Raw genomic sequence first — 26058 nt, 5'->3', positions numbered from 1 at the left:
TCTTGCTGCCACATCAGGCAATTGGCCTATAGCAGAGAAAATATGCGGACAAGGAGATCAGGGAAGCCGTCAGACACCATATTGGAAGTCCAATATTTTTGACATCCTGAATCAGCGCGGCTTTGCCAGGCGGGCATCGGGCGCTAATTCCCTATACACTATGCGGTTTCTAACCACCTCCGAGGACGCCCCTTGAGCACCCTGCCGCCCTGCCCCAAATGCAACTCCGAATACACCTACGAAGACGGTGAGCAACTGGTCTGCCCCGAGTGCGCCCATGAGTGGAAAGCTGGCGAAACCAGCGCCAGCGAGGATGACGCGCGAGTGATCAAGGACTCGGTGGGCAACCTGCTGCAGGACGGCGACACCATCACCGTAATCAAGGATCTCAAGGTCAAGGGCTCGTCGCTGGTGGTCAAGGTCGGCACCAAGGTGAAGAACATCCGTCTGGTCGACGGCGATCACGATATCGACTGCAAGATCGACGGCATCGGCGCGATGAAACTCAAGTCCGAGTTCGTGCGCAAGGTCTGACGCCGCGTCGTCGACGCTGTGACCTTCTGCCCAGCAGGCAGCACCAGCAGGTGCTAGCCTCAAGGGCAGAACAGTCTCGGAATTACCGCTCCATGCGCCACCTGCTGCCACTTCTGCTGGTTCTGCTCAGCCCCGTGCTGCATGCGCAAACCTGGCGCGTGGTGGGCGACGAGCAGTTCGCCCCCTACAGCTTCATCACTGACGACAGCGATACGCCACTCGGCCTGGACGTGGAGCTGGTCGACGCCGTGCTGCAGGAAGCCAAGGTGAGCTACGCCATCCGTCTGTATCCCTGGGAGCGGGTCAAGCGCATGCTCGATCGCGGTGAGGCGCGCATGGCCTTCCAGTTCGCCGGCACCGCGCAGCGTCAGGCGCAATACCAACTGGTCGGGCCATTGCGCAGCGGCACCACCGTCTTCATGACCCGAACCACCACCGCCATCGACGACTGGCAGACGCTGGAGGATCTGGCCCCTTACGTGATCGGCCAGGTACGTGGCTATGCCTACGAGGAAGACTTCGATCAGGCCGCCCTGCTGCGCGACACCTCTGCGCAGAATCCGCGGCAACTGGTGTCGATGCTGCTGGCCGGGCGCATCGACCTCATCGTCGGCGACCGCACTCAGCTCCTGTATTTCGTGCGTGAACAGCATGCCCTGGAGCGTGTGCGCATACTGCCCAGACCCCTGGTGCGGATGCCGCGTTTCGTCGCCTTCGCCAAAGGCGATATCGAGCACGCCCAGCAGTTCTCTCAAGCGCTGGTGAAATTGCGGGAAAACGGCACGCTGCAGCGCATCGAGCAACGCTGGGCACAGTGACATTCACTGCACGGGCAGGAAATTCAACAGGAACAGGCTCTGTGCATAGTTGGCGCCCATGCGTCGGTAGCGTTCTTCCAGCACGTGCGTCAGCAGATCGAGGCGCGCCACCATCTTGCCGAACTCCACGGCAAAGCTGAGGTTGCTGCCCTGCTCGGACACCTCGTTGGACAACAGCAGGGGCCGACCACTGGCATCCCGCCGCTGGCCGAGCATCCAGGCGGCCTTCTCCAGGTTGCGTGCGGCGTTGTAGATGAACTGCGCATTGAAGCTGTCGGTCAGGTAGAACTCGGTGCGCCCACCGTGCGCGGTGACCAGCATGCTGCCGATGGCATAGGTGAAAGCGGCCACCCGGTCGCCCTGGAACGCCGGGCTCAAGGCGTAATCCAGGGCCGCCACATCACGCAGGCCGCCCAGGCTTGGCCAGCCCTGATTGTGTTCGATGGCGTACTGGATCTGCCGCTCCATGCTGGCGCTGTCGGGCATGGCGTTCTTGCGCCATTCTCGCGGGTTGCGCCGGTAGAGCTTGTGCATCAGCCGGTAGAGGCTGTTGAGGTTGTTGCGCATGGCCAGGGTCGCCATGCGGTCGACGTCGGTTTGCAACAGCTCGCCGGGCTTGAGCGGGCTACGCTTGTTAATGATCGAGTCATTGTCCAGACGCCCGCTGCAACCACCGAGCAATGCCAGGCACAGCAGGGCCGGCAGCAATCGCCGCCAGCTTGTTGGTACCCTTCTCTGGTCTCGATCCGAACGCATCGCGCCGCCCCCAGCAGCCTCGATCCCGCCAACAGCGCGGCACCGTTCAGATACCCAGTAAAGCGCAAAATTCCCTCGTCCGGGTCTTGCCGCTGCGATTAGCCGAACGCGTCACCTTTACCCAAGCCTTACACAAGCCCGAACAACGAAGCCGAACGGCGACAGTCTGATTCATTGCGCGAAGACATTGCGCATTCTCAGGAGGTCACCACCATGCAAGCTCGTGCCCCTCTCATCGCCGCCCTCGCTGTCAGCCTGACGCTGGCCGGCCTGGGCAATGCCCAGGCGTCGAGTCGCAGTGACGCTGCCATCGCCGGTGTGGTGGCGGGTGCGGTCATCGGCGGCGTGATCGCGTCCAGCCGCCCTGCTCCGATTCATCGTCCACCACCGCCACGGGTCTATTACTACCCGGCGCAGCCAGTGCATTACGCACCACGGGCCTACTATGCGCCGCCTCCGGGTTACTACTACCCGCCGACGCGGGTGGTCGTCGTGCCGGCTTACCGGCCTTACCCACCGTCCCCTTACCGTGAGCCCTATTGGCGGCGCGACAGGCGCTGGTAGTACGCATGCGAAAGGCCCGTATCGTGGATGCGGGTCTTTCTTGGGTTTTTCGTGGAATCTCGGGAAATCTGTCTTGATATCGAACTGGCGGACAGGTTTTTTTGGGTGCTTGTTCCGAATTGCCGCGTTTTGGCTGATGCTCTTGGTTTCGCCTTCCCAGGCGAGTCACTTTTGCGGGCAAAAGTAACCAAAACCCTCCGCCCTTTCATCCGGCCCTGGCTTCGCCAGGGTTCGCTCACTCCATCGCCGCTCCAGAGGCCCGCCGCGGTGGGCCATCCCTGGCCCATCGCGGCTTTCGCGACATCCATGTCGCTCAACCTCTTCCACGACGACTCCGTTCGCCCTCCTGGGCGGGCTCTGCACGCGCCTGAACCCGAGGTAAACCAGAATTAGCGTGGAGTGTTTGAGAGGGCAGCCGTAGGGCGGACTCAGGAGCGCCAGCGAACAGTCCGCCGGGCCATGCCCAGTTCGGCACCACAACCTACGTTCAATACTCCCACCAACGGTGTACTGCTTCCGAGCGGCCGGCGCTCCGGTACGCCCTACACACATGAAAGTTTTGGTTTAACCCGACGAACTCACAATTACCAGCACACGTCATGCATACCCTGAAATGCCTGTTCGTTCAGGCGCGCAAATGGCCCCTGAGTGGAATCGTTGCGTAGAGGGGCGAGCGGCATGGATGCCGCGAGATACCGATGGCGGCCCCGCTTAAAGGGCCAGGGACGGCCCTTGTAAGCCGACCCTCGGAGCAGCGATGGAGCAAACGAACCCCGGCGCAGCCGGGGCCGGATGTCGGGGCCAAGACCTTTTGCCTTCTTTTGTGGCGTTTGACAAAAGAAGGTCGCCGGGGGGCGAAACAGGAGACGTCAGCTAAACACCGATAAACAGCTTGAACACCCGAAAACAACCGAAACCAGCACACAAACTTGCCAGTCCGGTCTCCCCCAAGCATTCCCGCCCCCTGCAGCCAAATCCCTCACACGGCCTGCGGGGCTCGCTCGCACAGGAGGCTCAGCGCCGCTGCCCACTGCGGATGATCGTTCAGGCAAGGCACCAGTTGCAGGCTTTCACCGCCGGCCTCGACGAACTGCTCGCGGCCACGGTCGCCGATTTCCTCCAGCGTCTCGATGCAGTCGGCGACGAAGGCCGGGCACATCACCAAAAGTTTCTTCACCCCCTGCGCGGCCAGCTCATCGAGTCTGTTCTCGGTGTAGGGCTCGATCCACTTGTCACGCCCCAGGCGCGACTGGAAGCTCACCGACCACTGCTCCGGCGCCAGGCCCATGCGCTCGGCGAACAGCTCGGCGCTGCGCAGGCACTGGGCGCGATAACACTTGGCCAGCACCTCGGGCGACGCCGTGCGGCAGCAGTCCGGCCCCTTCAGGCAATGGCCGCTGGCATCGAGCTTGCGCAAGTGCCGCTCCGGCAGGCCATGGAAGCTCAACAGCAGATGGTCGAAGCCCTGATCCAGATAGGGTTTGGCGCTGGCCACCAAGGCGTCGAGGTACTCGGGTTGCTCGAAGAATGGCGGCAGGATGGAGAAGCGCATGTCGAGGCCATGCTCGCGCACGACCCGTTTGGCTTCCTCGATCACCGTGGTGGTGGTGCTATCGGCGAACTGCGGGTAGAGCGGCGCCAGGGTGATTTCGCAAATGCCCTGCTCAGCCATGCGCAGCAGGGTCGATTCGATGGATGGCTCACCGTAGCGCATGGCCAACTCCACCGGGCCACGCGTCCAGTGCGCCTTCATCGCTTGCTGCAAACGGCGGCTGAGCACGATCAGCGGCGAGCCCTCTTCCCACCAGATCGAGGCATAGGCGTGCGCCGAGGCGGCCGGGCGCTTGATTAGAATCAGCGACACCAGCAACCGGCGTAGCGGCCAGGGCAGGTCGACCACATAAGGATCCATGAGGAACTGGTTGAGATAACGGCGCACATCGGCCACCTCGGTGGACGCCGGCGAACCCAGATTAACCAGCAGCAATGCGTGATCGGTCATGCGAAATCCTAGTGATAAAGGTCAATGGCCCAGCACATCCGTCAGGGCGACATCCAGATGGGTGAAACGAAAACTGAAACCGGCATCGAGCAAGCGGCTCGGCAAGGCACGCTGGCCACCCAGCAGCAGCTCGGCCATCTCACCCAGGCCGGCACGCAAGGCGAAGGCCGGTGCCGGCAACCAGGTCGGCCGACTCAGGGCCTGCCCCAGTGCCTTGGTGAATTCGGCGTTGCGCACCGGCAGCGGCGCGCAGGCATTATAAGGACCCTGCGCCTCGGGCCGCTGCAAGAGAAAATCGATCAGCTCGATTTGATCGGCAATATGGATCCACGGCATCCACTGCCGGCCATCGCCGAGACGACCGCCCAGCCCCAAGCGAAACGGCAGGCGCAACCGCGCCAGCAGGCCGCCATCGCGCGCCAGCACCAGCCCCGTGCGCAGCAGCACCACCCGCATGTCCAGGCTCTGTGCACGCAGCGCGGCCTGCTCCCAGGCGCCACAGAGCTGCGCGGCGAAGTCATCGCCCAGCGGCTGCATGTCCTCGCGCAGTTCCTGATCGCCGCCGTCGCCGTACCAGCCCACGGCGGAGCCGGAGAGCAGCACCGCCGGACGTTGTTCGCGGCGCTCCAGCCAGGTCACCAACTGCTCGGTGAGGTCTATACGGCTGGCCCACAGCAACGCCTTGCGCTTGCGGCTCCAGGGCCGGTCGGCAATGGGCGCACCAGCCAGATTGACCACCGCATCGAGCGGTTCGCCGTCGAGTTCTTCGAGCGCGGCGATACCACGCACCGCCTCGCCGCACAGGCGCGCAACCTTGGCTGGATCACGGCTCCAGACAGTGAGACGATGGCCCTGCTCGTGCCAATGCGCGCAGAGGCTGCGGCCAATCAGGCCGGTGCCGCCGGTCAACAAAATATGCATGGTCTGCTCCTCAGTGGGCAAAACTCGAGTGTGCCGCTAGCACCTACCCAGACAAAGCGACAGGTGCCTTTATTCATTGCCAGGTTTGTCCTAAACCTAGAATAGGAGCAAAGTACGAGGCCATGTACATGAAAACATCCCTGTATAGCTTTTGTCTAAGTCTTAGCCTGTAAAGCATTCAGCGCTGAAGAGGTAAACCATGACCATCGCCATCATCGGCACCGGCCTCGCCGGATTGTCCGCCGCCCAGACACTGCATGCAGCCGGCCACGACGTCGAGCTGTTCGACAAGAGCCGTGGCAGCGGTGGGCGTATGGCCAGCAAGCGCAGCGACATCGGCAGCCTGGATTTGGGTGCCCAATACTTCACCGCGCGGGATCGCCGCTTCGTCGAGGTGGTGCAGCAGTGGCAAGCCCGTGGCTGGGTCGCGCAGTGGCTGCCAAGCCTCTACAACAGCCAGTCCGGGCAACTCAGCCCGTCGCCGGACGAACAGGTGCGCTGGGTCGGCACGCCACGCATGAGCGCCATCACCCGCGCCTTGCTCGGCGCGCTGCCGGTGCATTTCTCCTGCCGCGTCACCGAAGTTTTCCGTGGTGATCAGAACTGGACGCTGCTCGATGCCGAAGGCACCAGCCACGGCCCCTTCAGCCAGGTCATCGTCGCCACGCCCGCGCCCCAGGCCAGCGCCCTGCTGGCCGCCGCCCCGAAGCTGGCTGGCACTGCGGCCAGCGTGGTGATGGAGCCGACCTGGGCCGTCGCCCTGGCTTTCGACACCCCGCTCGACACGCGCCTCGAAGGTTGCTTCGTGCAGGACAGCCCCCTCGACTGGCTGGCCCGTAACCGCAGCAAGCCGGGTCGGGAGCAGCAGCCCGACACCTGGGTGCTGCATGCCAGCAGTGCCTGGAGCCGGCAGCATGTGGATCTGCCCAAGGACGCGGTGATCGAGCACCTGCATGGTGCCTTCGCCGAGCTGATCGGCTGCGCCGTGCCGGCGCCCAGCTTCACCCTCGCCCACCGCTGGCTCTACGCCCGCCCGGCTCAGGCCCACCAGTGGGGCGCGCTGGCCGATGCCGACCTGGGCCTGTATGCCTGTGGCGACTGGTGCCTGTCCGGCCGCGTCGAAGGGGCCTGGCTCAGCGGCCAGGACGCCGCGCGCCGCCTGCTCGAACACCTGGCATGAACGCACCGCCCAAGCGTCGACTGAATCCCGCCAAGCTGCTGCTCTCGAAGTGGACGGCCAGCCGTCCACAGAATCGCGAGCGGCATTTCCTGGTCACCGAACTGCTGCGTGACGAGCAGGAGCGGGTCGTCGCCGTGGAGCTGCAGGCCGTGCTCACGGGGCGCAGCGAACGCCTCGACTGGCAGCAATTGCTGGATACCGAGCGCTGGCAGCAAGGCTGGCGCTAACAGGCCGTTGAAAAACTACCTCGGCTTTGGCTTCCTGCGTCGCTCTACCTCCTGCATCCCTGCAGTCGTGCGTTGGCAATACTGCGTTAAAAACAGCCTCGCGTGCGAGCCCAGTCAAAATGCTCATTTACAACACGTAAACCCGAGTGCGGGCCCAGTGCTTTTTTCGGCTGTTTTTGCCTTGTCTTGCCTACCTCGCCTACGTTTTTCAACGGCCTGCTAAGCCCCTCACAAAAAGCAATACAGAAGCTGTACAAAAACATTGTGCACGTACAATTCTGTGCCTATGATTCCCCCTAAGTTGTACATGGCAATAGCCATGTACAAGATCAGAGGGGAATATCGATGCAAGCGAGCAGACCCAAACTGGGTATCAGCGCCTGCCTCATGGGCGACGAAGTGCGCTACAACGGTGGGCACAAGCTTTCGCAACTGTGCAGCCGCGAACTGAATCGGCATTTCGACTTCATCAAGACCTGCCCGGAAGTGGGCATCGGCATGAGCGTGCCGCGAGAACCCATTCGCCTGGTGGGTGATCCGCAAGCACCGCGCGCAGTCGGCAGCGTCGACCCTACGCGGGACGTCACCGAAGCACTGGCCGCCTACGGCGAGCGCATGGCCGATGAGCTGAACGGCATCGATGGCTTCATCTTCATGCAGCAGTCCCCGTCCTGCGGACTGCACCGGGTCAAGGTGTATCAGCAAGGCGGTCGCCCCAGCGAACCGGGACGCGGCATCTTCGCCGCCCACTTCTGCGCCCGTCACCCCGATCTGCCCGTCGAGGAGGCCGGCCGGCTGATGGATCCGGTGCTGCGCGAAAACTTCATCACCCGCGTCTATGCCCATGCCGAATGGCGGCGCCTGCTGCGTGAAGGGCTCAGCCGTGGCGCGCTGATCGCCTTCCACTCGCGCTACAAGTACCTGCTGATGGCCACCGACCCGCTGCGCTACAAATCCCTGGGCCGCCTGCTCGGCAACCTCGCCCAGCACGAACTCGACAGCCTGGCGCCGCAATACTTCAGCGAGCTGATGAAGGCGCTGCAAAAGTGCGCCACCCGCGGCACTCACAGCAACGTGCTGCAGCATCTGAGCGGCTACCTCAAACGCGCCCTGAGCGCCGACGAGAAACAGGAAATGCAGCAACTGATCGGCCAGTACCGCGACGGCATCGTGCCGCTGGTGGTACCGCTGACCCTGCTCAAGCACCACTTCCGCCGTCATCCGGATCGCTACATCGCCGAGCAGGCCTACCTGCAACCGCACCCGGAACCCCTCAGCCTGCGCAATGCGTTGTGACCCGATGAATACCGATACCCTGGTCGAAAGCGAAACCGGCAACGACTATCGTCAGGCCCTCGATGAGGGCTACCTGCCGATTCGCGAAGTGGCACGCAGCACCGGCGTCAACGCCGTGACCCTGCGCGCCTGGGAACGCCGCTATGGCCTGATCGTGCCGTACCGCACGCCCAAGGGCCACCGCCTCTACTCACCCGCCAATGTCATGCGCATTCAGGCCATCCTCGCCTGGTTGACCAGGGGCGTGGCCGTGGGGCAGGTCAAGTCGCTGCTCGATCACGAGCAGGTACCGCAGCCGACGAGCACCGATAGCTGGTCGCGCCTACGCAACGAGCTGTTGACCTGCATCGCCCAGTTCAACGAACGGCGCCTGGACGATCGCTTCAACGCCAGCCTGGCGCTGTACCCGGCAGCCACACTGGCCGCGCAGTTGCTCTGGCCCCTGCTGGGGGATCTGCGCATGCGCTGGCAGGGGCAGTTCGGCAACCGCGCCGAGCAGGTGTTCTTCTTCTCCTGGCTGCGCAGCAAGCTGGCCACCCGCGTCTATCACAGCAACCGGCAGACGGGCGGCGCACCGCTGCTGCTGGTCAACATCGGCGACGCACCGATGGAGCCCGGGCTCTGGCTCAGCGCCTGGCTGGTCAGCGCCAGCGACTGCCCGGTGGAAGTCTTCGACTGGCCGGTGCCGCCCAACGAGCTGCTCGGCGTGCTGGAGCAGATGCTTCCACGCGCCCTGCTGCTGTATGCCGAACAGGCGCTCGACGGCAGCCTGGTGCACCGCCAGTTGCCACGTCTGGCCGAGCAATCTCCAGTGCCGCTGCTGATTGCCGGCCCTGCCACTCATATCCATCGCGATGCCCTGGCCGAGCTGAACGCTGCCAGCGACCCACTGGCGGCCCACGCCTGGCTTTGCAGCAATGGCCTGCTAGGCCCTCAGGAGGTCTCGTCATGCGCCGACTGATCTGGTTTCGCAGCGACCTGCGCGTGCAGGACAACAGCGCCCTGAACCAGGCCATGGGCGCCGGGCCGAGCATCGCCTTGTACCTGATCACCCCCATGCAATGGCGCTGCCATGACGACGCCCCGTGCAAGGTGGATTTCTGGCTACGCAACCTGGCCCAGCTAAGCCAGGCACTAGGCGCCCTCGGGGTGCCACTGCTGATACGTCGCTGCGACGACTGGCAGGCAGCCCCGGCGGTGATCGCCGAGCTGTGCCATGCGCACGAGGTCTGCGCCGTGCACGTCAACGAGGAATATGGCGTCAACGAAAGCCAGCGTGATCGCACCGTCGCGGCCTATCTCGCCCAGCAGGCCATCGACTGGCACAGCCATCTCGACCAGATTTTATTCCGCCCTGGTAGCGTCCTGACCCGCTCGGGCGGTTACTTCCAGGTCTACAGCCAGTTCCGCCGGGTCTGCTACGAGCGCCTGCACGCGAGCCTGCCCGCTGTGCTACCCAGGCCCAGGCCACAGGCGCCTCTGTCGCTGCAGGCCGACCCGGTGCCGACTGCCGTGCAGGGTTTCGCCACGCCCAGTGAGCCGTTGCGCAGCCTCTGGCCAGCCGGTGAGGAGCAGGCACTACAGCGCCTGGCGCGCTTCGCCGACGAGCAGATCGCCTACTACCAGGACGAACGCGACTTGCCCGGCAAACCCGGCACCAGCCAGCTCTCGCCCTACCTGGCCGCTGGCGTGCTATCGCCACGTCAGTGCCTGCATGCAGCGTTGGCAGCTAACAGAGGCGAATTCGACAGCGGCAATCCCGGTGTCGTCACCTGGATCAACGAGCTGCTCTGGCGCGAGTTCTACAAGCACATCCTGGTGGGCTACCCGCGCGTGTCGATGCATCGCGCCTTCCGCCTCGACACCGAAGCCGTGCCCTGGCGCCATGCCCCCGAGGAACTGGCCGCCTGGCAGGAAGGCCGCACCGGCCTGCCGATCATCGACGCGGCCATGCGCCAGTTGCGCGAAACCGGCTGGATGCACAACCGCCTGCGCATGATCGTCGCCATGTTCCTGACCAAGAACCTGCTGATCGACTGGCGCGAAGGCGAACGCTTCTTCATGCGTCACCTGATCGACGGCGACCTGGCGGCGAACAACGGCGGCTGGCAGTGGAGCGCCTCCACCGGCACCGATGCCGCGCCGTACTTTCGCATCTTCAACCCCATCAGCCAGTCGCAGAAGTTCGACCCCGACGGCCACTTCATCCGCCAGTGGCTGCCGGAACTGGCAGGCCTGAACAAGCGCGACATCCATGACCCGTCCGCACTCGGCGGCCTGTTCGCTCCGGCCGGCTACCCGCGCCCGATCGTCGACCTGGCGCGCTCCCGGCAACGCGCCCTGGCCGCGTTCAAGAACCTGGCCGGCAGCGAGGAGGCCCTGGCATGAGCGACTTTCTCCGCCAGTTCGGCGAGCGCTTCGCCATGCTGAACAAGGACAACCTTGAGCTGCTCGGCGAGCTGTACAGCGATGACGTGTCGTTCCGCGATCCGCTGCATGAGGTGCATGGGCTAAGCGCCGTGCGCCGCTACTTCGCCGAGCTGTACGCCAATGTCGAGGCCCTGCAGTTCGAGTTCCATGGCTTCGATCAGGTCGCCGAAGGCGAGGGCTACCTGCGCTGGACCATGCGCTACCGCCATCCGCGCCTGCGCGGCGGTGCCGAAATCGCCGTGGAGGGCTGCTCGCACCTGCGCTGGCGCGACAAGGTCTACCAGCACCGCGACTACTTCGATGCCGGTGCCCTGCTCTATGAACACCTGCCCCTGATGGGCAGGGTCATCGCCTGGCTGAAGCGGAGGTTGGCATGAAACGCATCTGGCTTACCGGCGCCAGCAGTGGCATCGGCGCGGCGCTGGCCGAAGAACTGCTGCGCGCCGGCCATCAGGTGGCCCTCAGCGCGCGCAGCGTCGGCCCGCTGCAGGCCCTGGCCGCTCGCTATGGCGAGCAGGTGCTGGTGGCACCGGGGGATCTCACCGACGCCGAACAGGTGCGCGCCATCGGCCAGCGCATCGCCCAGGCCTGGGGCGCGCTGGACTGCGCCATCCTCAATGCCGGCACCTGCGAATACGTCGAGGTGCGCCAGTTCGAGGCGGCGATGATCGGGCGTGTGGTCAGCGCCAACCTGTTCTCCACCAGCCATTGCATCGAGGTGGCACTGCCCCTGCTGCGTAATGCCGAGCGCCCGCATCTGGTCGGCGTGGGCAGCTCGGTGACCTACCTGCCGCTGCCACGCTCCGAAGCCTACGGAGCCTCCAAGGCCGCCGTGCGTTATCTGCTGCAGAGCCTGCGCATCGACCTGGCCGCCGAAGGCATCGACGTCACCCTGGTCAGCCCCGGCTTCGTCGACACGCCGCTGACGCAGAAGAACGACTTTCCCATGCCCATGCGCTGGCCGGTGGAGCGCGCCGCCCGTTACATCGCCGAGCGCCTGGACAAGCGTCCGCACGAAATCGCCTTCCCCACCCCCTTCATCGCCGTGCTGAAACTGCTCGGCAGCCTGCCCAGCCGCCTGCAACTGGCCATCGGCCGGCGCCTGGCACGTAACGAGGACGCTCAATGAAAATCGCCATCGTCGGCAGCGGCATCGCCGGCCTGACCTGCGCCTACCTGCTCAATCGCCACCACGACATCCAGGTGTTCGAGGCCAGCGACTGGATCGGCGGCCACACCCATACCGTGGATGTGGAGGTGAATGGCCGCGCCTACGCCATCGACACCGGCTTCATCGTCTTCAACGACTGGACCTACCCCAACTTCATCCGCCTGCTGAAGGAACTGGGCGTGGCCTTCAAGCCCACCGAAATGAGCTTCTCGGTCAGCGACCCGGTGACCGGTACGGAATACAACGGCCATGACCTCAACACCCTGTTCGCCCAACGCAGCAACCTGCTATCGCCAGCGTTCTGGGGCATGGTGCGTGACATCCTGCGCTTCAACCGCAAGGCCCTGAACGACCTCGAGCAGGGCCGCATCGCCGCCGACATGACCCTCGGTGACTACCTCACCGAGAACGGTTACGGCCGGCGCTTCATCGACCACTACATCGTGCCCATGGGCGCGGCCATCTGGTCGATGTCGCTGGTAGATATGCTGGCCTTCCCGCTGCAGTTCTTCGTGCGCTTCTTCAAGAACCACGGCCTGCTGTCGGTGAGCGAGCGCCCGCAATGGCACGTCATTGAAGGCGGCTCGCGCAGCTACGTGGCGCCGCTGACCGCCAGCTTCGCCGAGCGCATCCGCCTCAACTGCCCGGTGCTACGCGTGGAGCGCGATGCCGACGGCGTGACCCTGCACAGCGCCGCCGGCAGCGAACGCTTCGACAAGGTGGTGTTCGCCTGCCACAGCGACCAGGCCCTGGCCCTGCTGGCCCAGCCCAGCCAGGCCGAACGGGACATCCTCGGCGCCCTGCCCTACGCCAACAACGACGTGGTGTTGCACACCGACACCCGCCTGCTGCCCAAGCGCCCCCTGGCCTGGGCCAGTTGGAACTATCGCCTGGGTGGCCCCAGCGAACATCCCGCCGCCGTTACCTACGACATGAACATCCTGCAGGGCATCGACAGCGACACCACCTTCTGCGTCAGCCTCAACCAGACCGCCACCATCGACCCGCGGCAGATCCTCGGCCGCTTCCAGTACGCCCACCCGCAATACAGCCTGGCCGGCATCGCTGCGCAGGCACGCTGGCAGGAGCTGGCCGGTGCGCAGCACAGCTATTTCTGCGGCGCCTACTGGGCCAACGGCTTCCACGAGGATGGCGTGGTCAGCGCCCTGCGCGTGGCCCGCGAACTGGGGGAAAGCTGGTGATCAGCGCCCTGTACAGCGGCTGGGTGCAGCATCGCCGCTTCACCCCGCGCGCGCATGCCTTCCGCTATCGCATGGGCCTGCTGTACCTGGATCTGAGCGAGCAGGCGCAACTGTTCGCCCTGTCACGCCTGGCCGGTGCCGGTCGCTGGGCGCCCTTCGCCTTCCGCGAAAGCGACTACCTGCCCGAGGCCACACGCCAGGGCACGCCACTGCACGAGGCGGTGCGCGACCGCGTGCAAGCGGCCCTCGGCATCCGCCCGCAAGGGCGTATCTGCGTGCTGACGCAACCGCGGAGCTGGGGTCTGGCCTTCAACCCGGTGAGCATCTTCTACTGCCACGACGCCGAACAACGGCTGATGGCGCTGCTCTGCGAAGTCAGCAACACGCCCTGGCGCGAGCGTTATCACTACGTGCTGCCGGCCAGTGGCGAAGGGCGCCAGCGCTTCAGCGTGGACAAGGCCTTTCACGTCTCGCCCTTTCTGCCGCGCGAACTGCAGTACCGCATGAGCCTCAGCCCGGTGGGCGAACGCCTGGGCGTGCACATGGCCGACTGGCAGGGCGACACCAAGGTGTTCGACGCCAGCCTGTCCTTGCAGCGTCAGCCGCTGAGCCGCGCCAGCCTGCACCGCTACCTGCTGAGTTTTCCCTGGATGGCCGGCAAGACCCTGCTGGCCATCTACTGGCAGGCCCTGCGCCTGCTGCTCAAACGCATCCCGATTTTCGACCACCGGCCCGCAGAAGGCAGCTTCCGCGTCGCCCGCCCACAAGCGAAGGACATGCCCCATGAAAAGCTCTAGCCTGAACTCCGCGAAGAACCTGGTGCGCAGCGGCAACGGCATCGGTGCCAGCCTGCTGCGCCGCGCCGTGCTGCGCCAGTTGCAGAACCTGCGCCACGGCCTGCTGACCATCCGAGAGGCCGGCGATAGCCTGCAGTTCGGCGACCCGCAGGCGCGTCTGCGCGCCGAGATCGAGGTGCATGACCCGGCTGTCTGGGGCCTGGTGGCCGGCAACGGCTCGATCGGCTCGGGTGAGGCCTACATCCACGGCTACTGGAGCACCCCGGATCTGACCGCGGTGATCCGCGTGTTCGTCGCCAACCTCGATGTGCTCGACGCCATGGAGGGCGGCCTGGCGCGCCTGGGGCGCCCGCTGATCCAGGGCCTGCACTGGCTCAACCGCAATACCCGCAGTGGCTCGCGACGCAACATCGCCGCGCACTACGACCTGGGCAACGAGCTGTTCGAGCAGTTCCTCGACCCCACCCTGATGTACTCGGCGGCGATGTTCCGCAGCGACGACGAAAGCCTGCTGCAGGCCCAGTTGAACAAGCTCGAGCGCATCTGCCAGAAGCTCGATCTCAAGCGCAGCGACCACCTGCTGGAGATCGGCACCGGCTGGGGCAGCATGGCCATCCACGCCGCCAGCCGCTACGGCTGCCGGGTGACCACCACCACCCTGTCACGCGAACAGTACGCCCATACGCAAAAGCGCATTCGCGAGCTGGGCCTGGAAGACCGCATCACCCTGCTGCTGGAGGACTACCGCGACCTGAGCGGCCAGTACGACAAGCTGGTGTCCATCGAGATGATCGAAGCCGTCGGCCATCGCTTCCTGCCCACCTACTTCGAGCAGTGCGCCCGCCTGCTCAAGCCCGATGGGCTGATGCTGCTGCAGGCCATCACCATCCGCGACCAGCGCTATGAACAGGCGCGGCGCAGCGTCGACTTCATCCAGCGCTACATCTTCCCCGGCGGCGCACTGCCGTCGATGCACAAGATGCTCGACGTGGTCAGCCGGCATACCGACCTCAACCTGCACCACATGGAGGACTTCGGCCTGCACTACGCGCGCACCCTGCGTATCTGGCACGAAAACCTGCGCCAAGCGCGGCATCGCCTCGAGCAGTTGGGCTACGACGACTATTTCTATCGGCTGTGGGAGTTCTACCTGTGCTATTGCGAAGGGGGCTTCCTCGAACGCACCATTGGCACCGCGCAACTGCTGCTGGCCAAACCATCGGCGCGGCCCGCTCCCCTGTTAGGAAACCTAGGGTCTGCTGCCGTTTCGTCGTGAGCCGTGTTGTAGCGCCAAATGGCGCCAGGCAAGGCGCGGGACGCAGGTAATGGTCATTCCCTTGGCAAGGCCCGCAACGCGGCATGGCGCCATTTGCCGCACAACCCGAAGGGCCGGGCCTGTTTTTGCGCGATGCGCATTGCTCGTCGCTTATTTGGAATGACCAAACTTCTCTCCTCGCGCCTTGGCTCGCGCAAAAACGGGCTCCGGCGCGGCCATGAACGAAACGGGAACAGACCCTACTATGCCTAAACTGATCGCCAACGCCTTCCTCTTCCAGCTCGGCTGGTTCGCCTGCGTGCTGGGCGGCGACAGCCCCTGGCTGCTGCTGGTGGCGGCGGTTTTGCTGGTGCATCTGTTGTGGCTGAGTAGCTGGGCGGCGGAAGGCAAGCTGCTGCTCAGCGTCTTTCTTGCTGGCAGCGCGCTGGACAGCTTTCTGCTCAACCTCGGTGTGTTCGATTTCGGCGAGCCACGCCAGTTGATTCCGCTGTGGCTGGCCCTGCTCTGGCTGCTGCTGGCGACCACCCTCAACCACTGCCTGGCCTGGACGGCGCAGCCCTGGTGGCGCGGCAGCCTGCTCGGCGCCCTGGGTGCGCCGCTGTCCTACTACGCTGGCGCGCAGCTCGCCGACGTCAGCCTGCCCCTCGGCACCTGGCCGACCCTGGCTCTGCTGGCGGTGATCTGGGCGGCGGTGATGCCAGTGCTGCATGGTTTTGCCAGGTTGTATCGAGCGCAGTACGAAGACCAGTTGCGCCGCCAACGCGGCGCATGAAGGCACCGGCAAAAACGTAGGCGACGACGGCGTACTGCTTCCGAGCGGCCGGCGTACCGGTACGCGCGCTGGTATCTCAGGGCATTCCCGGCATGTTCTGCTAACGGTGAAGCCACAACTGGCCGTCGAGTTAAACCAAAACTTTCATTTGCGAAGTTCAGCATGCCGGCTTGCAGCCGACATTCCGGTCAGCCCTACGGCTGACCCTTTGCTCAAACACTCCGCGCTACTTCTGGGTTACCTCTGGCTCAGGCGCGTGCAGAGCCCGCCCAGGAGGGCGAACGGAATCGTCGTGGAAGAGGTTGAGCGACATGGATGTCGCGAAAGCCACGATGGGCCAGGGATGGCCCACCGTGGCGGGCCTCTGGAGCGGCGATGGAGTGAGCGAACCCTCGCGCAGCGAGGGCCGGATGATCGGGCGGAGGGTTTTGGTTACTTTTGCCCGCAAAAGTGACTCGCCCGGGAGGGCGAAACTAGAAACATCAGCCAAAACGCGGCAATTCGGAACAGACATCCGAAACAACAACACAAACTTACCACCCCGCTCTCAAACTGTTTTCCACGAAGTGTCAGCGTTCAGAAGTCTTCATAAAGCCTTCAGAACAACCCCAACTGCCCATCCAGCAGCCTCTCGAAGTCGCCGCCAACGAACGGCAGGATGGCATCGGCCACCGGCTTGAGCTGGCGGCTGAGGTAGTGCTCGTAGTCCAGCGGCGACAGCAGGCGCTCCAGCGGTTGCGGCCCGCCCGTGGTGATCAGGTAGCTGATCCAGCCGCCGCGCTGGTATTGCAGCGGCCTGCCCAGGCGCTGGTTGTGCTCGTCGGCCAGGCGCGCGGCGCGCACATGCGGCGGCACGTTGCGCTGGTAGTCGTCGAGGCGCCGACGCAGGCGCTTGCGATACACCAGCAGCTCGTCCAGTTCGCCAGCCAGGGTGCGCTTCACGTAATCGCGCACATAGTCCTCATAGGGCTGGCCGGCAAATACCAGGCGGTACAGTTCCTGCTGGAAGCGCTGCGCCAGTGGCGACCAGTCGGTGCGCACCGTCTCCAGGCCCTTGAATACCATGCGCTCGCTGCCATCGGCGGTGCGTACCAGGCCGGCGTAGCGCTTCTTGCTGCCCTCCTCGGTGCCGCGAATGGTGGGCATGAGAAAGCGTCGGTAATGGGTCTCGAACTGCAGCTCCAGGGCGCTATTCAGGCCGTACTCACTCTGCAGATGTTCGCGCCACCAGGCGTTCACACGGGCCACCAGCGCACGGCCAATGCGCGTCGCCTCCTCCTCGTCGTGAGCGCGACCGAGCCAGACGAAGGTGGAGTCGGTATCGCCATAGATCACCGCATGGCCTTCGGCCTCGATCAGCTCGCGGGTGCGTTTCATGATCTGGTGCCCGCGCAGGGTGATGGACGAGGCCAGGCGCGGGTCGAAGAAGCGGCAGCCGCTGGAACCGAGCACGCCGTAGAAGGCGTTCATGATGATCTTCAGCGCCTGCGACAAGGGCTGGTTGCCGTCGCGCTTGGCCGCCTCACGGCCCTGCCAGACGCGCTCGACGATGGCCGGCAGGCAATGCCGGGTACGCGAGAAACGCGCGCCGCGAAAGCCTTCCACCGAGTGCGCGTCATCCGGTTGATGCAGGCCCTCCACCAGTCCTACGGGATCGATCAGAAAGCTGCGGATGATCGACGGGTACAGGCTCTTGTAGTCCAGCACCAGCACCGAGTCGTAGAGGCCGGGGCGCGAATCCATGACGAAGCCACCGGGGCTGTTCTCGCCACGAATGTCGCCGAGGTTGGGCGCGACGAAACCCAGGCGGTGCATGGGCGGCAGGTACAGGTGGGTGAAGGCCGCCACCGAGCCGCCGCTGCGGTCGGCGGCCAGGCCGGTGACACTGGAGCGCTCCAGGAGGAAGGCGAGCAGATCGGTATGGGCGAAGATGCGCGTGACCAGCTCGCAGTCCTTGAGGTTGTAGCGGGCCAGGGCCGGCTTGTCCTCGTCGAACATGCGCTGAATCTCGTCCATCCGCGCATAGGGCGTGTCGATGGCCTTGCCCTCGCCGAGCAGGGTCTGCGCCACCGACTCCAGGCTGAACGAAGAGAAACTCCAGGTGGCCGAACGCAGCGCCTCGATGCCATCGATGATCAGCCGCCCGGCTGCCTCGGCGAAATAGTGCTGGCTGCTGTTGTGCTGGCGCCAACCCATCACGTCGCCGCCCCGCCCCAGCAGCAGCGGCAGCTTGAACTGCTCGGCGTGATCGCGCAGCACGCGCAGGTCGAACTGCACCAGGTTCCAGCCGATGATGGCGTCCGGGTCATGCCGCTGCAGCCAGGCATTCAGGCGCTCCAGCAGCGCCTTGCGGCTGTCGCAGTACTCCAGGTCGAAGTCGACGATACTCGCGTCGCCATTGGCCGGGCCGAGCATGTAGACCTGGCGCTGGCCACAGCCTTCCAAGGCGATGGAATACAGCTCGCCACGGGCGCTGGTCTCGATATCCAGCGACACTAGGCGCAGCGCCGGGCGGTAACCGGCGGCGGGTTTCAGCGATTTGCACAGCAGGCTGCCGTCTTCCTGCACGGCGCCCTCGAAGCTGACGGAGGCGGTGATAAAGCGCTCCATCAGGTAGCGATCCGGCGGGCGGATATCGGCCTCAAAGACGTCGACGCCGACCTGGCGCAGCTTCTTCTCCAACTGCAGCAACTGGCGGTACTGGCGGCAGTAAAGGCCCAGCACCGGGCGGCGCTTGAAGTCGCGCAACCCAAGCCCGCGCAGCTCGACCCCCTTCTCATTACGCAGCAACGGTTCGGCCCAGGCGCGCTGCTCGGCGGGGATAAAGGCCACCGACTCCTGAGGCGGCAGGCGCACCTGGCGCGGGCCGGCATCGGTGGCCAGCCAGAAGGCCACCTCGGTGCCCTCCGGAGTGTCGCGCCAATGGCGGCTGAGCACGAAGCCTTGCTGGGGTTGCGTCATCATTCATCCGAGCCTGCGGTTGCACTCCCCTCTCCCATTTATGGGAGAGGGGCTGGGGGAGAGGGTTTCGCTCTTTCCCTTTCCCCGGCCCTCTCCCGCAAGCGGGAGAGGGAGAACAGCACCTGCATGCAGCTCCAAGCCTCAAACCAAACTGGTCGGCCATTCTACGCCAGCGGTTACAATGGCGCCTTTTCTGGACGATGGTTCGATGAGCGACACCCCTCCCTACGGCACCCTTGATGCGTCCTACCAAGCCGCTGGTGGCATCGATGGCCTGCGCCGGCTGGTCGACGACTTCTACCGGCTGATGGACGAGCGCCCCGAGGCCGCCGCTCTGCGCGCGCTACACCCGGCCGACCTGAGCGCCGCCCGCGACAAGCTGGCGTGCTTCCTGAGCGGCTGGTTGGGCGGGCCGCGCCTGTTCGCCGAAAAGTACGGCAGCATCAGCATCCCCGCCTTCCATGCCCAGTGGCCGGTGGACGCCGCCCTCGCCCAAGCCTGGCTGGACTGCATGGCCGGCGCCATCGCCCTGCAAGACTACGACCCGGCCTTCGCCGACTACCTGCTGACCCAGTTGCGCGTGCCTGCGCAGCGCATCCTCCAGGCCGCCCATAACCGACACGGAACCCGACATGACTGACCAACTGATCATCGAAGACCTGCAACCGGGCGACGGCAAGGCCGTGGTCAAGGGTGCCCTGATCACCACCCAGTACCGTGGCTGGCTGGCCGACGGTACGGAGTTCGACTCGTCCTTCTCGCGCGGCAAACCCTTCCAGTGCGTGATCGGCACCGGCCGGGTGATCAAGGGCTGGGATCAGGATTCTTATTAGTGACAACACGTCACTTTCTACAATTTTCCGACGAGCGGTAGTTGCATTTATTGCGCACACCAACTCCGACACAAGCCGCATAACTACTGGCTTTAATAAAACATAACCTCCTAATTTGCTCTGAAAGTTTCATTCTATATGCACTTTTTTGCGCTGAAAGTTGAAATAATACTTGACAAATGAGCAAACTAATGTTATTATATGTCATGGATAAATGAAAATTTATCCATTCCTTCTAGTTCCTTCTAAAGTTTCCTTGTAATACTGCTGTTAGCATTAGCAGCAACTCTATTCAGATAGTTCCTTATTTGATTCCAAGCCCTCAGGCTTTCTTCTACCTGTCTGAGGCAATTTGCCGGCATTACATATTTTCTCCTATCTATGTAAATGTTGGCCTAATTTCTAAAAGCCCCTAATCTATGGGGCTTTTTTATTGCTCAAAATTCAGTATTCAAACAACTTTAATCTATTAATCAACCTAATGGAGGTGAAATATCGTGTCTAAATTCACTAAAGATTGCATTTGGTGCAATTCCCCATACGTATTTGAACGAAGCTCTAAGAGGACGTGTAGTGCCGCTTGTTCTACAGCATTCCGGCGCTGGGCTGAATCATTGAATATCAACAACATAACAGGATTTGCTTATTTAGAAGCTATCAAGCTATTCAATGGTCAACACCCAAACAAGAAGTATGGAGAGTGCGCATGAAGCCGACTCAATGCTATGTATGTAGCAAACCCCTAACACAGCCTGCAATCGGAAGGCCACGCACAACATGCTCAACAACATGTCGAATGAAACTGTTCTACAAGCGCCAGCGTGTTTCAATAATTCTTAATCAGCTTCTAATGTCGGCAGATGGCAACCGAATAAAAGAAATCGAATCACAATTAACCAGAAAGGAGAAATCATCATGTCCATCAGAGATGGTCGTCATCAGCGCTTAACCCTCAACCTTCCAACCGGCTTATTCAATCGGTTGAAACGAGCTGATTTAGGAAAATCAATTCCTGCACTGATCACACAACTATTGAAATCTCACCTCACTGACCTAGAGCTGAAAGAGGAATTCTATAAATTGAATAATAGAACCATCAATTAAATTAGATTATTCTTAGCAATTAAGACTGTTGCGCGCAGAGTGTTGCAATGATAAAAAGTCGCTTCTCATCACACTGAGAAAACACAACAATTAAATATACAAATAGAGACTATCAAATTCACACAAGCTAAAAGGACAACAGAGAGGAACCAATCCCTGTCAGGCTGTAAAGAACAAGAAGTCTCCTACATAGGAGATAAAAATGAATTATTTCGTTGTACACAAGCAATCCAATCTAATCGTAAATGTAATTTCCACCAGTGGTTTTCCCCAAACCTCTACAGAACACAAGTTCATCAGGGCAAACGACAAATCACTTGATGTTTATCATCTGTGGTTAGCAAAACATCCTGATCTTTGTCCAGATATTGGTGATATTGCAGTTAAAGCCCCATACCTTCAGCAAGAAAGCGGTAAGGTGAAATATACCACCACGATTGATAACCGCCGCTATCGCTAACGGCTATCGCTAACAACGTATTTATTGGCTTGTAGAGCATCAAAGTGTGTTTTTGAGGATGACCTATGTCTCACACATTTTAGTGCTCTGCAGCCTTAGTGCCACGCGGCACGGATTGCGGAATTTGGCAAACCCTAGATCAAATTCCCAACACACCATAAAAGCACTAAACACAGGTGCAATTAAACAAGAAAGGAAAACAGATGAAAATTGTATTGAATGACAACAGTAGGCAACTGCTACTACAGATTATGCAAGCCATGGGAACTGACTCACCAACTCATGCCGTGCAGTGCCTGATCACGAATAAATTTAAATCCCTAGTTCCACAAATGGAGAACAATACTAATGACAAATGCAGTAAAAGCTAAACCACAAACCACTGATGAAAATTTTCTGGCGATCCCTCATCGCCTTTTAAAAGCTCCTGGCTTTGTATGCCGCAAAAAGGGAACAAAGTTCGATCTAAACCTAACTCAGCTTGTGATTTTTCAATACATGAAAGACTTTTATGAAAGCTGCAAAAGGGTAGGGAACCCCTATCACGAATCACAACGGAGTATTGCCAAGGCTTGCCGCGTATCGAGAGATATCGTCATTAAGGCTATGAAACTGTTTGAACAACACGGATACCTGATTAAAGAACCAAAACGGGAAGGTTGCAAATGGGTACTGCCCTACGCATTAGAAGTAGTGTCTGAAGACGTGCAAGAGCATGCAGAGAATACCCCTACAAGCCCCGTACAAGCATTTTCTAGTGAATCTAATGCAGACGGAGCGCCTACACCTAAAAACGCCTCTAACGAGCTTATAGAAGGGAATTCAAAAGATATCCTTTCTATCGATATTGAAGAGAAGCCAACACCAGCAGTTGTTAACTCTGCGATAACTAAGCCTAATAAATTGGTTTTTAACAAGAAGCAAGAAGAATCATCACCCCAGCATCCAGCACCAACAGTGATGCCATCACACCTACAGGAAGATATCCCTGATGGTTACTACGACGAACATTGTAGGCGTGAATATGATTATCTCGGTATGGAAATAGACGAGAGATACGGATTCTGACCGACAGCAGAATCACCTAATGGAAATCCAATTTCCCAAAATCAGGCTGTAAGCCCCTAAATGCTGGGGCAAGCAATTAGACATACATAATAATATGTGCATGCAGTGATTCGGTCAGCTTGGTTGAGAAAGCATCTTTCACGAGAGTTGGATTTTACAACTTACGAGAGTTGGATTTTACAACTTACGAGAGTTGGATTTTACAACTTACGAGAGTTGGATTTTACAACTTAAGAGAGTTGGATTTTACAACTTACGAGAGTTGGATTTTACAACTTACGAGAGTTGGATTTTACAACACAATAAGAATAATAAGACTATCTATAAGAATAAATAATAAGAATAGAAAGAAAGAGCATGTCCTATTCGCTCACTGCGTTCATTCATAGGACATTAGAATAAGAAAAGCAGAAGCAAAAGCCCCGACACTGAATATGATGATATCTAAAATGACTGCCTGCATTCCTTCAGTTAGAAATGTTGTTGTGTTAGGTCTTTTAGTTTTTATTCTTATTCATCAGAAATAAGAAACCATAGATATACGCTAGTGTGTATGTACACCCTTGCACCTCCCATACTATATAGTAGGAAAAAAAGTGCAGGGGATGAAAAATGACCAAGGGTCTGCCAGACCTTCGGATAATAAAATCAATAATGGAGATTAAAACATGAAATATTTTGTACTAAGCAATAATACAATAACAGCAGTGATTAGCAGTGATCTAAACCTTGAGCAAGGCTCAGCTAGATTCATTCCGGCATCGAAAGAGACGTTAGCATCATACAATGCCTGGATGAACAAACATCCAGATAAACAGCCAACGCTTACAGATATCTTTTCCACTAGCACCAGCAAGCCATCACCAGCTAAACCAGCGATAGCTAAAGGCATCACAAATGCCACCACCAACACCAGCAGTGTTAGCAAGGAAGAAGCTGACAAGAAAGCTGTAGTTAAGCAATTTCAACAATTCATTAACAAGCGCTAATTAACAGGAGAATAAGAATATGAAAACAATCATCAACGAGAAAGAATGTACAGTGAAAACTCCAAGTCAGTTCAATGCTGAAGAATTAGCACGTATGCAAGACGTTGCGTGTAAGCAGTGGCTAGCAGCTCCAGGCAACACCACATTCGCTATTACAGAGACAAGCTTTATGATCGCGTGTCAGCGCATTGTCGAACTGATCCAGCAGGGCTATGAGCATGTGAGCCACGGCCACCACCTAACAATGCCTTATCTAATTCCGTTCAAGAAGAAGCAGGAAGAAATCGACAAAGAGCTTGAGAAGGTGAAAAAAGAAGTAGAGGAAAGCTATAAAGCTAAGATTATGAAAGAAGTAGAAGATGCGAAAGCAAATCTAATTGCCCAGCGTAAGGCCCACCATGAACGGAAAGAGAAAGAGAAGGCAGAACAGAAAGAACAAAAGCTACTAGCTGAATTGGAGCAAGAAGCGGCAGAGCTGTTTGATAGTTACCTGAATTTCAACTGAAATAATCCTGTATCACCAGAAATAACCCTATAAAAATGTAGGAATAATGGGGGCAATACGGTCTCCCGCCTCCCCGCTCCAACATTAGATGTAGCTCCAAGCCCGCATTCCTCCTAGCCCTCTGTTGTTCGTGTTTAGCAAAATTCTTCCTCGCTATGTCATGCAACCGTGTTCAGGGGATGAAAAATTCATCCAACAATCGGCATTCCTCCCTGGAGGAATCCCTGGGAACCCCCATTTACATCTTGCAGACGACCGACAACGATATGTAAAATACGCCTCAACATGATGTAAACGAGATGGGGTGTAGGAATGAATATTGTCAGTTACCTGCGTGTATCGACTGCCAAGCAAGGTGATTCCGGGTTGGGCCTAGAGGCTCAACGCTCTTACATCTCGCAAGCTGCACAAGCCATGGGCTGGAACATCGTTGCTGAGTACGTCGATACAGCCTCAGGCTCTATAGCCCCTACAGACCGTGTTGAGTGCATCAAGGCCTTGAATGCCTGCAAAGAGCTTGGCGCCGTGTTGGTAGTGGCGAAGCTTGACCGCCTCAGCCGCGACGTTGAGCACATCGCCGGTCTGATGAAGCGTGTTCCTTTCAAAGTGGCAACGATGCCAGAGGCTGACAGCTTCCAATTGCACATCTACGCCAGCCTTGCTGAGCAAGAACGCAAGTTCATCGCTCAACGCACTAAGGATGGTTTGAAGGCTCTTGCTAGCCGTGCTGATGCTGGCGATGCCAATGCCCAAGCCAAGATCGAGAAGCGCAATGCAGGCCGCACAGCAGCCCACAAAGCCCATACGTACAAGATCGCCCAGCAGGCTAACAAGCAAGCCGCCTTAGCCCGTGCTGAGGACTACGCCAGCCACATCAAGGCAGCAATGTTTGACAAGGTGAGCACGCTCAAGGGTTTGGCTGAATGGCTGAACACTAAAGGGATTGCATCGCCCAAAGGTGTAGTGGGTAGCTGGCAAGCTGTGCAAGTGTCCAGGCTTCTCAGTAAGCTAGATATCAAATTCCCTTGAGGCGATAGCTATATACGCTGCACAAGCCACCAAATAGCCTCATACAGCGATTTTCTATGCGAGGCAATACGATGATAGCCCTATCGGCTTAAAACGCTTCTCAGGGCCTCGCAGGGGCCTTATAGAGCATTCCCTATAGTGGTTAGATATTTTGATATTCAAGAAAAAGAAGGACGGGAGAGTTCTCCACACCGCTAAGCCCGACTCCTGTCACACCAAAGCAGAATGGTGTACTTGAATCTGCGCGTGCCACTCCAATAGAAAGGGGCAGTTTCCTGCCCCCCAGCCACTCAGAACTCAAAAGCTAGCTGCGTTCCTGGCGGACTACGCCAGTGCTCGCAAACGCTCTCCCAACGCCCAAAGCGGAAACGGGTGTAGGGATTCACGTGAACAGTTTTGATACGTGAGTGAAGGTGCCGGCGAGGCCGGCGACGGCGATGACGCGAGGTCATTGGACATCTCCTAGAGATAGCCCGACCGGTAGCGGGACGCTCGATTTCCTCGCTTTCCTATTGACCTTTCGGCCGATAACGGCCTAAAAAGGTTGTACGAGGTTGTAGCAATCCTTAGAATCTCGTGCCCCTTTTGCTCCTAGTCGAGTGAAGGTTGTGCAGTCTTTGAGATTGAGTTTCCTAGGCCCGTCTCTTTGACCGCTTCAAGTAAAGCTCTGGCCCGCAAGGGTCAGGGCTTTTTTATTGGCACAAAAAATGCTGCCACTAAAAATTGTCACTGCATCCCGTGCGACTTTCAAGCTCTTTTTACTGTACGGTTACACAGCTTTTTTGACGCTGGTAAACCACCGCTTCCGGTAAACAGGTCTAATACCTCTATCCCTGGTCACGTACGGCGGTTCGCGCATAGTAACAGCAATGTCCAGCCAAATTGCACAGAGCGCGGCAAAGCCAAAAAACACTCCGTGCCCCCACCATTTGGAGAGCCGTTGCACGCGTGCAAGTAGTTGATATTTGGGGTTCTCAGCCGCAACAGGCATCCCGCGTGCCTACTCTGGCTTGGCCCTGTTCCCAGCGCGCTAGACCCTATCCCCTCATCATCAGCTATTGGTCGTAGCGCCTACCGACCGCCATCCGTCTCCCCGCAATTGACGAATACTGTACATCCATACAGCATCCGTAACACCCAAATCATTGACCATCAGGGCTGTA

The 26058-nt window shown here is 59.9% G+C and carries 25 protein-coding genes and 2 pseudogenes; 22 read left to right on the top strand and 5 right to left on the bottom strand.

The features are described 5' to 3' along the window. Window positions 1–192 precede the first annotated feature (192 nt). Complete coding sequence (locus tag ACSVIK_RS11145; RefSeq protein WP_268181804.1) at window positions 193–534, top strand: zinc ribbon domain-containing protein YjdM; 342 nt, start codon at window positions 193–195, stop codon at window positions 532–534. A gap of 92 nt (window positions 535–626) precedes the next feature. Beyond that, window positions 627–1352, top strand: coding sequence for a substrate-binding periplasmic protein (locus ACSVIK_RS11140; RefSeq protein WP_442444388.1), 726 nt, complete (start codon window positions 627–629; stop codon window positions 1350–1352). A gap of 3 nt (window positions 1353–1355) precedes the next feature. Here the strand turns inward: ACSVIK_RS11140 and ACSVIK_RS11135 are convergent, their stop codons facing one another. After that, window positions 1356–2108: a hypothetical protein gene (locus tag ACSVIK_RS11135; protein WP_442444387.1), complete on the bottom strand. Its 753-nt coding sequence runs from the start codon at window positions 2106–2108 to the stop codon at window positions 1356–1358. 213 nt (window positions 2109–2321) lie between these two features. Here ACSVIK_RS11135 and ACSVIK_RS11130 point away from each other — a divergent pair, with 213 nt between their 5' ends. After that, the gene (locus ACSVIK_RS11130; RefSeq protein ID WP_442444386.1) at window positions 2322–2672 is read left to right on the top strand and encodes a hypothetical protein; all 351 of its coding nucleotides are present in this window, start codon (window positions 2322–2324) and stop codon (window positions 2670–2672) included. A gap of 979 nt (window positions 2673–3651) precedes the next feature. Here ACSVIK_RS11130 and ACSVIK_RS11125 read toward each other — a convergent pair. Together ACSVIK_RS11125 and ACSVIK_RS11120 are read right to left on the bottom strand one after the other, a co-directional pair. Then, entirely contained in the window at window positions 3652–4674 is a 1023-nt protein-coding gene (locus tag ACSVIK_RS11125) for a ferrochelatase (RefSeq protein WP_442444385.1), read from the bottom strand. A gap of 21 nt (window positions 4675–4695) precedes the next feature. Beyond that, window positions 4696–5595 (bottom strand): TIGR01777 family oxidoreductase, encoded by a 900-nt coding sequence (locus tag ACSVIK_RS11120; RefSeq protein WP_442444384.1) that lies wholly within the window; start codon window positions 5593–5595, stop codon window positions 4696–4698. 199 nt (window positions 5596–5794) lie between these two features. Between ACSVIK_RS11120 and ACSVIK_RS11115 the strand changes: the two genes are divergently transcribed. The 11 genes from ACSVIK_RS11115 to ACSVIK_RS11065 all read left to right on the top strand — a co-directional run bounded on the left by ACSVIK_RS11115 (window position 5795) and on the right by ACSVIK_RS11065 (window position 15946). After that, entirely contained in the window at window positions 5795–6775 is a 981-nt protein-coding gene (locus ACSVIK_RS11115) for an NAD(P)/FAD-dependent oxidoreductase (RefSeq protein WP_442444383.1), read from the top strand. Beyond that, window positions 6772–7002, top strand: coding sequence for a TIGR02450 family Trp-rich protein (locus tag ACSVIK_RS11110; RefSeq protein ID WP_442444382.1), 231 nt, complete (start codon window positions 6772–6774; stop codon window positions 7000–7002). The genes ACSVIK_RS11115 and ACSVIK_RS11110 overlap by 4 nt, the downstream gene beginning before the upstream one ends. A 345-nt stretch (window positions 7003–7347) precedes the next feature. Then, on the top strand, window positions 7348–8298 hold the full coding sequence (locus ACSVIK_RS11105) for a YbgA family protein (protein ID WP_442444381.1): 951 nt from the start codon (window positions 7348–7350) through the stop codon (window positions 8296–8298). Between the two features lie 4 nt (window positions 8299–8302). Further along, complete coding sequence (locus tag ACSVIK_RS11100; RefSeq protein WP_442444380.1) at window positions 8303–9259, top strand: MerR family transcriptional regulator; 957 nt, start codon at window positions 8303–8305, stop codon at window positions 9257–9259. Further along, on the top strand, window positions 9247–10686 hold the full coding sequence (phrB, locus tag ACSVIK_RS11095; RefSeq protein ID WP_442444379.1) for a deoxyribodipyrimidine photo-lyase: 1440 nt from the start codon (window positions 9247–9249) through the stop codon (window positions 10684–10686). Before ACSVIK_RS11100 ends, phrB begins: the two co-directional genes overlap by 13 nt. Next, window positions 10683–11105, top strand: a complete 423-nt coding sequence (locus ACSVIK_RS11090) for a nuclear transport factor 2 family protein (protein WP_442444378.1) — start codon at window positions 10683–10685, stop codon at window positions 11103–11105. Before phrB ends, ACSVIK_RS11090 begins: the two co-directional genes overlap by 4 nt. Beyond that, window positions 11102–11857, top strand: a complete 756-nt coding sequence (locus ACSVIK_RS11085) for an SDR family NAD(P)-dependent oxidoreductase (protein ID WP_442444377.1) — start codon at window positions 11102–11104, stop codon at window positions 11855–11857. The genes ACSVIK_RS11090 and ACSVIK_RS11085 overlap by 4 nt, the downstream gene beginning before the upstream one ends. Next, on the top strand, window positions 11854–13101 hold the full coding sequence (locus ACSVIK_RS11080; protein WP_442444376.1) for an NAD(P)/FAD-dependent oxidoreductase: 1248 nt from the start codon (window positions 11854–11856) through the stop codon (window positions 13099–13101). Before ACSVIK_RS11085 ends, ACSVIK_RS11080 begins: the two co-directional genes overlap by 4 nt. Next, window positions 13098–13898, top strand: coding sequence for a DUF1365 domain-containing protein (locus ACSVIK_RS11075; RefSeq protein WP_442444375.1), 801 nt, complete (start codon window positions 13098–13100; stop codon window positions 13896–13898). Before ACSVIK_RS11080 ends, ACSVIK_RS11075 begins: the two co-directional genes overlap by 4 nt. Continuing rightward, on the top strand, window positions 13885–15174 hold the full coding sequence (locus ACSVIK_RS11070; RefSeq protein WP_442444374.1) for a class I SAM-dependent methyltransferase: 1290 nt from the start codon (window positions 13885–13887) through the stop codon (window positions 15172–15174). The genes ACSVIK_RS11075 and ACSVIK_RS11070 overlap by 14 nt, the downstream gene beginning before the upstream one ends. A 244-nt stretch (window positions 15175–15418) precedes the next feature. Beyond that, a complete protein-coding gene (locus ACSVIK_RS11065) occupies window positions 15419–15946 on the top strand; it encodes a DUF2878 domain-containing protein (RefSeq protein ID WP_442444373.1) in 528 nt (175 codons plus the stop codon). A gap of 597 nt (window positions 15947–16543) precedes the next feature. Here ACSVIK_RS11065 and ACSVIK_RS11060 read toward each other — a convergent pair. Beyond that, complete coding sequence (locus ACSVIK_RS11060) at window positions 16544–18907, bottom strand: DNA polymerase II (protein ID WP_442444447.1); 2364 nt, start codon at window positions 18905–18907, stop codon at window positions 16544–16546. A gap of 208 nt (window positions 18908–19115) precedes the next feature. On the opposite strand from ACSVIK_RS11060, the gene ACSVIK_RS11055 reads away from it, so the two are divergent. The 8 genes and pseudogenes from ACSVIK_RS11055 (at window position 19116) to ACSVIK_RS11020 (ending at window position 24895) form a co-directional block, all read left to right on the top strand. Further along, window positions 19116–19547, top strand: coding sequence for a group II truncated hemoglobin (locus tag ACSVIK_RS11055; RefSeq protein WP_268181771.1), 432 nt, complete (start codon window positions 19116–19118; stop codon window positions 19545–19547). After that, a pseudogene (locus ACSVIK_RS11050) lies at window positions 19540–19728 on the top strand (FKBP-type peptidyl-prolyl cis-trans isomerase); the annotation flags it as partial. The gene ACSVIK_RS11055 and the pseudogene ACSVIK_RS11050, both read left to right, overlap by 8 nt. A gap of 927 nt (window positions 19729–20655) precedes the next feature. Then, window positions 20656–20844: a hypothetical protein gene (locus ACSVIK_RS11045; protein WP_442444372.1), complete on the top strand. Its 189-nt coding sequence runs from the start codon at window positions 20656–20658 to the stop codon at window positions 20842–20844. 202 nt (window positions 20845–21046) lie between these two features. Beyond that, on the top strand, window positions 21047–21304 hold the full coding sequence (locus ACSVIK_RS11040; protein WP_442444371.1) for a hypothetical protein: 258 nt from the start codon (window positions 21047–21049) through the stop codon (window positions 21302–21304). A 348-nt stretch (window positions 21305–21652) separates the two neighbouring features. After that, the gene (locus ACSVIK_RS11035; RefSeq protein WP_442444370.1) at window positions 21653–22372 is read left to right on the top strand and encodes a hypothetical protein; all 720 of its coding nucleotides are present in this window, start codon (window positions 21653–21655) and stop codon (window positions 22370–22372) included. Between the two features lie 668 nt (window positions 22373–23040). Beyond that, a complete protein-coding gene (locus ACSVIK_RS11030; protein ID WP_442444369.1) occupies window positions 23041–23361 on the top strand; it encodes a hypothetical protein in 321 nt (106 codons plus the stop codon). A gap of 19 nt (window positions 23362–23380) precedes the next feature. Next, complete coding sequence (locus tag ACSVIK_RS11025) at window positions 23381–23866, top strand: hypothetical protein (RefSeq protein WP_442444368.1); 486 nt, start codon at window positions 23381–23383, stop codon at window positions 23864–23866. 312 nt (window positions 23867–24178) lie between these two features. Continuing rightward, window positions 24179–24895 carry a recombinase family protein gene (locus ACSVIK_RS11020; RefSeq protein ID WP_442444367.1) on the top strand — a complete coding sequence of 239 codons (717 nt, stop codon included), beginning with the start codon at window positions 24179–24181 and terminating at the stop codon, window positions 24893–24895. An 835-nt stretch (window positions 24896–25730) separates the two neighbouring features. Here ACSVIK_RS11020 and ACSVIK_RS11015 read toward each other — a convergent pair. Next, window positions 25731–25811, bottom strand: a pseudogene (locus ACSVIK_RS11015) (hypothetical protein); the annotation flags it as partial. Window positions 25812–26058: the final 247 nt, after the last annotated feature.

Source organism: Pseudomonas sp. NCHU5216 (genome assembly GCF_052156495.1).
Classification (GTDB): Bacteria; Pseudomonadota; Gammaproteobacteria; order Pseudomonadales; family Pseudomonadaceae; genus Aquipseudomonas.
Note: the sequence above shows the minus strand (reverse complement) of the source record. Positions and strands in the feature narration are given on the sequence as shown.

Coding starts and splice junctions, on each gene's coding strand:
- ACSVIK_RS11140 (WP_442444388.1), top strand. CDS start 627: ATGCGCCACCTGCTGCCACTTCTGCTGGTTCTGCTCAGCCCCGTGCTG.
- ACSVIK_RS11135 (WP_442444387.1), bottom strand. CDS start 2,108: ATGCGTTCGGATCGAGACCAGAGAAGGGTACCAACAAGCTGGCGGCGA.
- ACSVIK_RS11130 (WP_442444386.1), top strand. CDS start 2,322: ATGCAAGCTCGTGCCCCTCTCATCGCCGCCCTCGCTGTCAGCCTGACG.
- ACSVIK_RS11125 (WP_442444385.1), bottom strand. CDS start 4,674: ATGACCGATCACGCATTGCTGCTGGTTAATCTGGGTTCGCCGGCGTCC.
- ACSVIK_RS11120 (WP_442444384.1), bottom strand. CDS start 5,595: ATGCATATTTTGTTGACCGGCGGCACCGGCCTGATTGGCCGCAGCCTC.
- ACSVIK_RS11115 (WP_442444383.1), top strand. CDS start 5,795: ATGACCATCGCCATCATCGGCACCGGCCTCGCCGGATTGTCCGCCGCC.
- ACSVIK_RS11110 (WP_442444382.1), top strand. CDS start 6,772: ATGAACGCACCGCCCAAGCGTCGACTGAATCCCGCCAAGCTGCTGCTC.
- ACSVIK_RS11105 (WP_442444381.1), top strand. CDS start 7,348: ATGCAAGCGAGCAGACCCAAACTGGGTATCAGCGCCTGCCTCATGGGC.
- ACSVIK_RS11100 (WP_442444380.1), top strand. CDS start 8,303: ATGAATACCGATACCCTGGTCGAAAGCGAAACCGGCAACGACTATCGT.
- phrB (WP_442444379.1), top strand. CDS start 9,247: ATGCGCCGACTGATCTGGTTTCGCAGCGACCTGCGCGTGCAGGACAAC.
- ACSVIK_RS11090 (WP_442444378.1), top strand. CDS start 10,683: ATGAGCGACTTTCTCCGCCAGTTCGGCGAGCGCTTCGCCATGCTGAAC.
- ACSVIK_RS11085 (WP_442444377.1), top strand. CDS start 11,102: ATGAAACGCATCTGGCTTACCGGCGCCAGCAGTGGCATCGGCGCGGCG.
- ACSVIK_RS11080 (WP_442444376.1), top strand. CDS start 11,854: ATGAAAATCGCCATCGTCGGCAGCGGCATCGCCGGCCTGACCTGCGCC.
- ACSVIK_RS11070 (WP_442444374.1), top strand. CDS start 13,885: ATGAAAAGCTCTAGCCTGAACTCCGCGAAGAACCTGGTGCGCAGCGGC.
- ACSVIK_RS11065 (WP_442444373.1), top strand. CDS start 15,419: ATGCCTAAACTGATCGCCAACGCCTTCCTCTTCCAGCTCGGCTGGTTC.
- ACSVIK_RS11060 (WP_442444447.1), bottom strand. CDS start 18,907: ATGACGCAACCCCAGCAAGGCTTCGTGCTCAGCCGCCATTGGCGCGAC.
- ACSVIK_RS11055 (WP_268181771.1), top strand. CDS start 19,116: ATGAGCGACACCCCTCCCTACGGCACCCTTGATGCGTCCTACCAAGCC.
- ACSVIK_RS11045 (WP_442444372.1), top strand. CDS start 20,656: ATGTCCATCAGAGATGGTCGTCATCAGCGCTTAACCCTCAACCTTCCA.
- ACSVIK_RS11040 (WP_442444371.1), top strand. CDS start 21,047: ATGAATTATTTCGTTGTACACAAGCAATCCAATCTAATCGTAAATGTA.
- ACSVIK_RS11035 (WP_442444370.1), top strand. CDS start 21,653: ATGACAAATGCAGTAAAAGCTAAACCACAAACCACTGATGAAAATTTT.
- ACSVIK_RS11030 (WP_442444369.1), top strand. CDS start 23,041: ATGAAATATTTTGTACTAAGCAATAATACAATAACAGCAGTGATTAGC.
- ACSVIK_RS11025 (WP_442444368.1), top strand. CDS start 23,381: ATGAAAACAATCATCAACGAGAAAGAATGTACAGTGAAAACTCCAAGT.
- ACSVIK_RS11020 (WP_442444367.1), top strand. CDS start 24,179: ATGAATATTGTCAGTTACCTGCGTGTATCGACTGCCAAGCAAGGTGAT.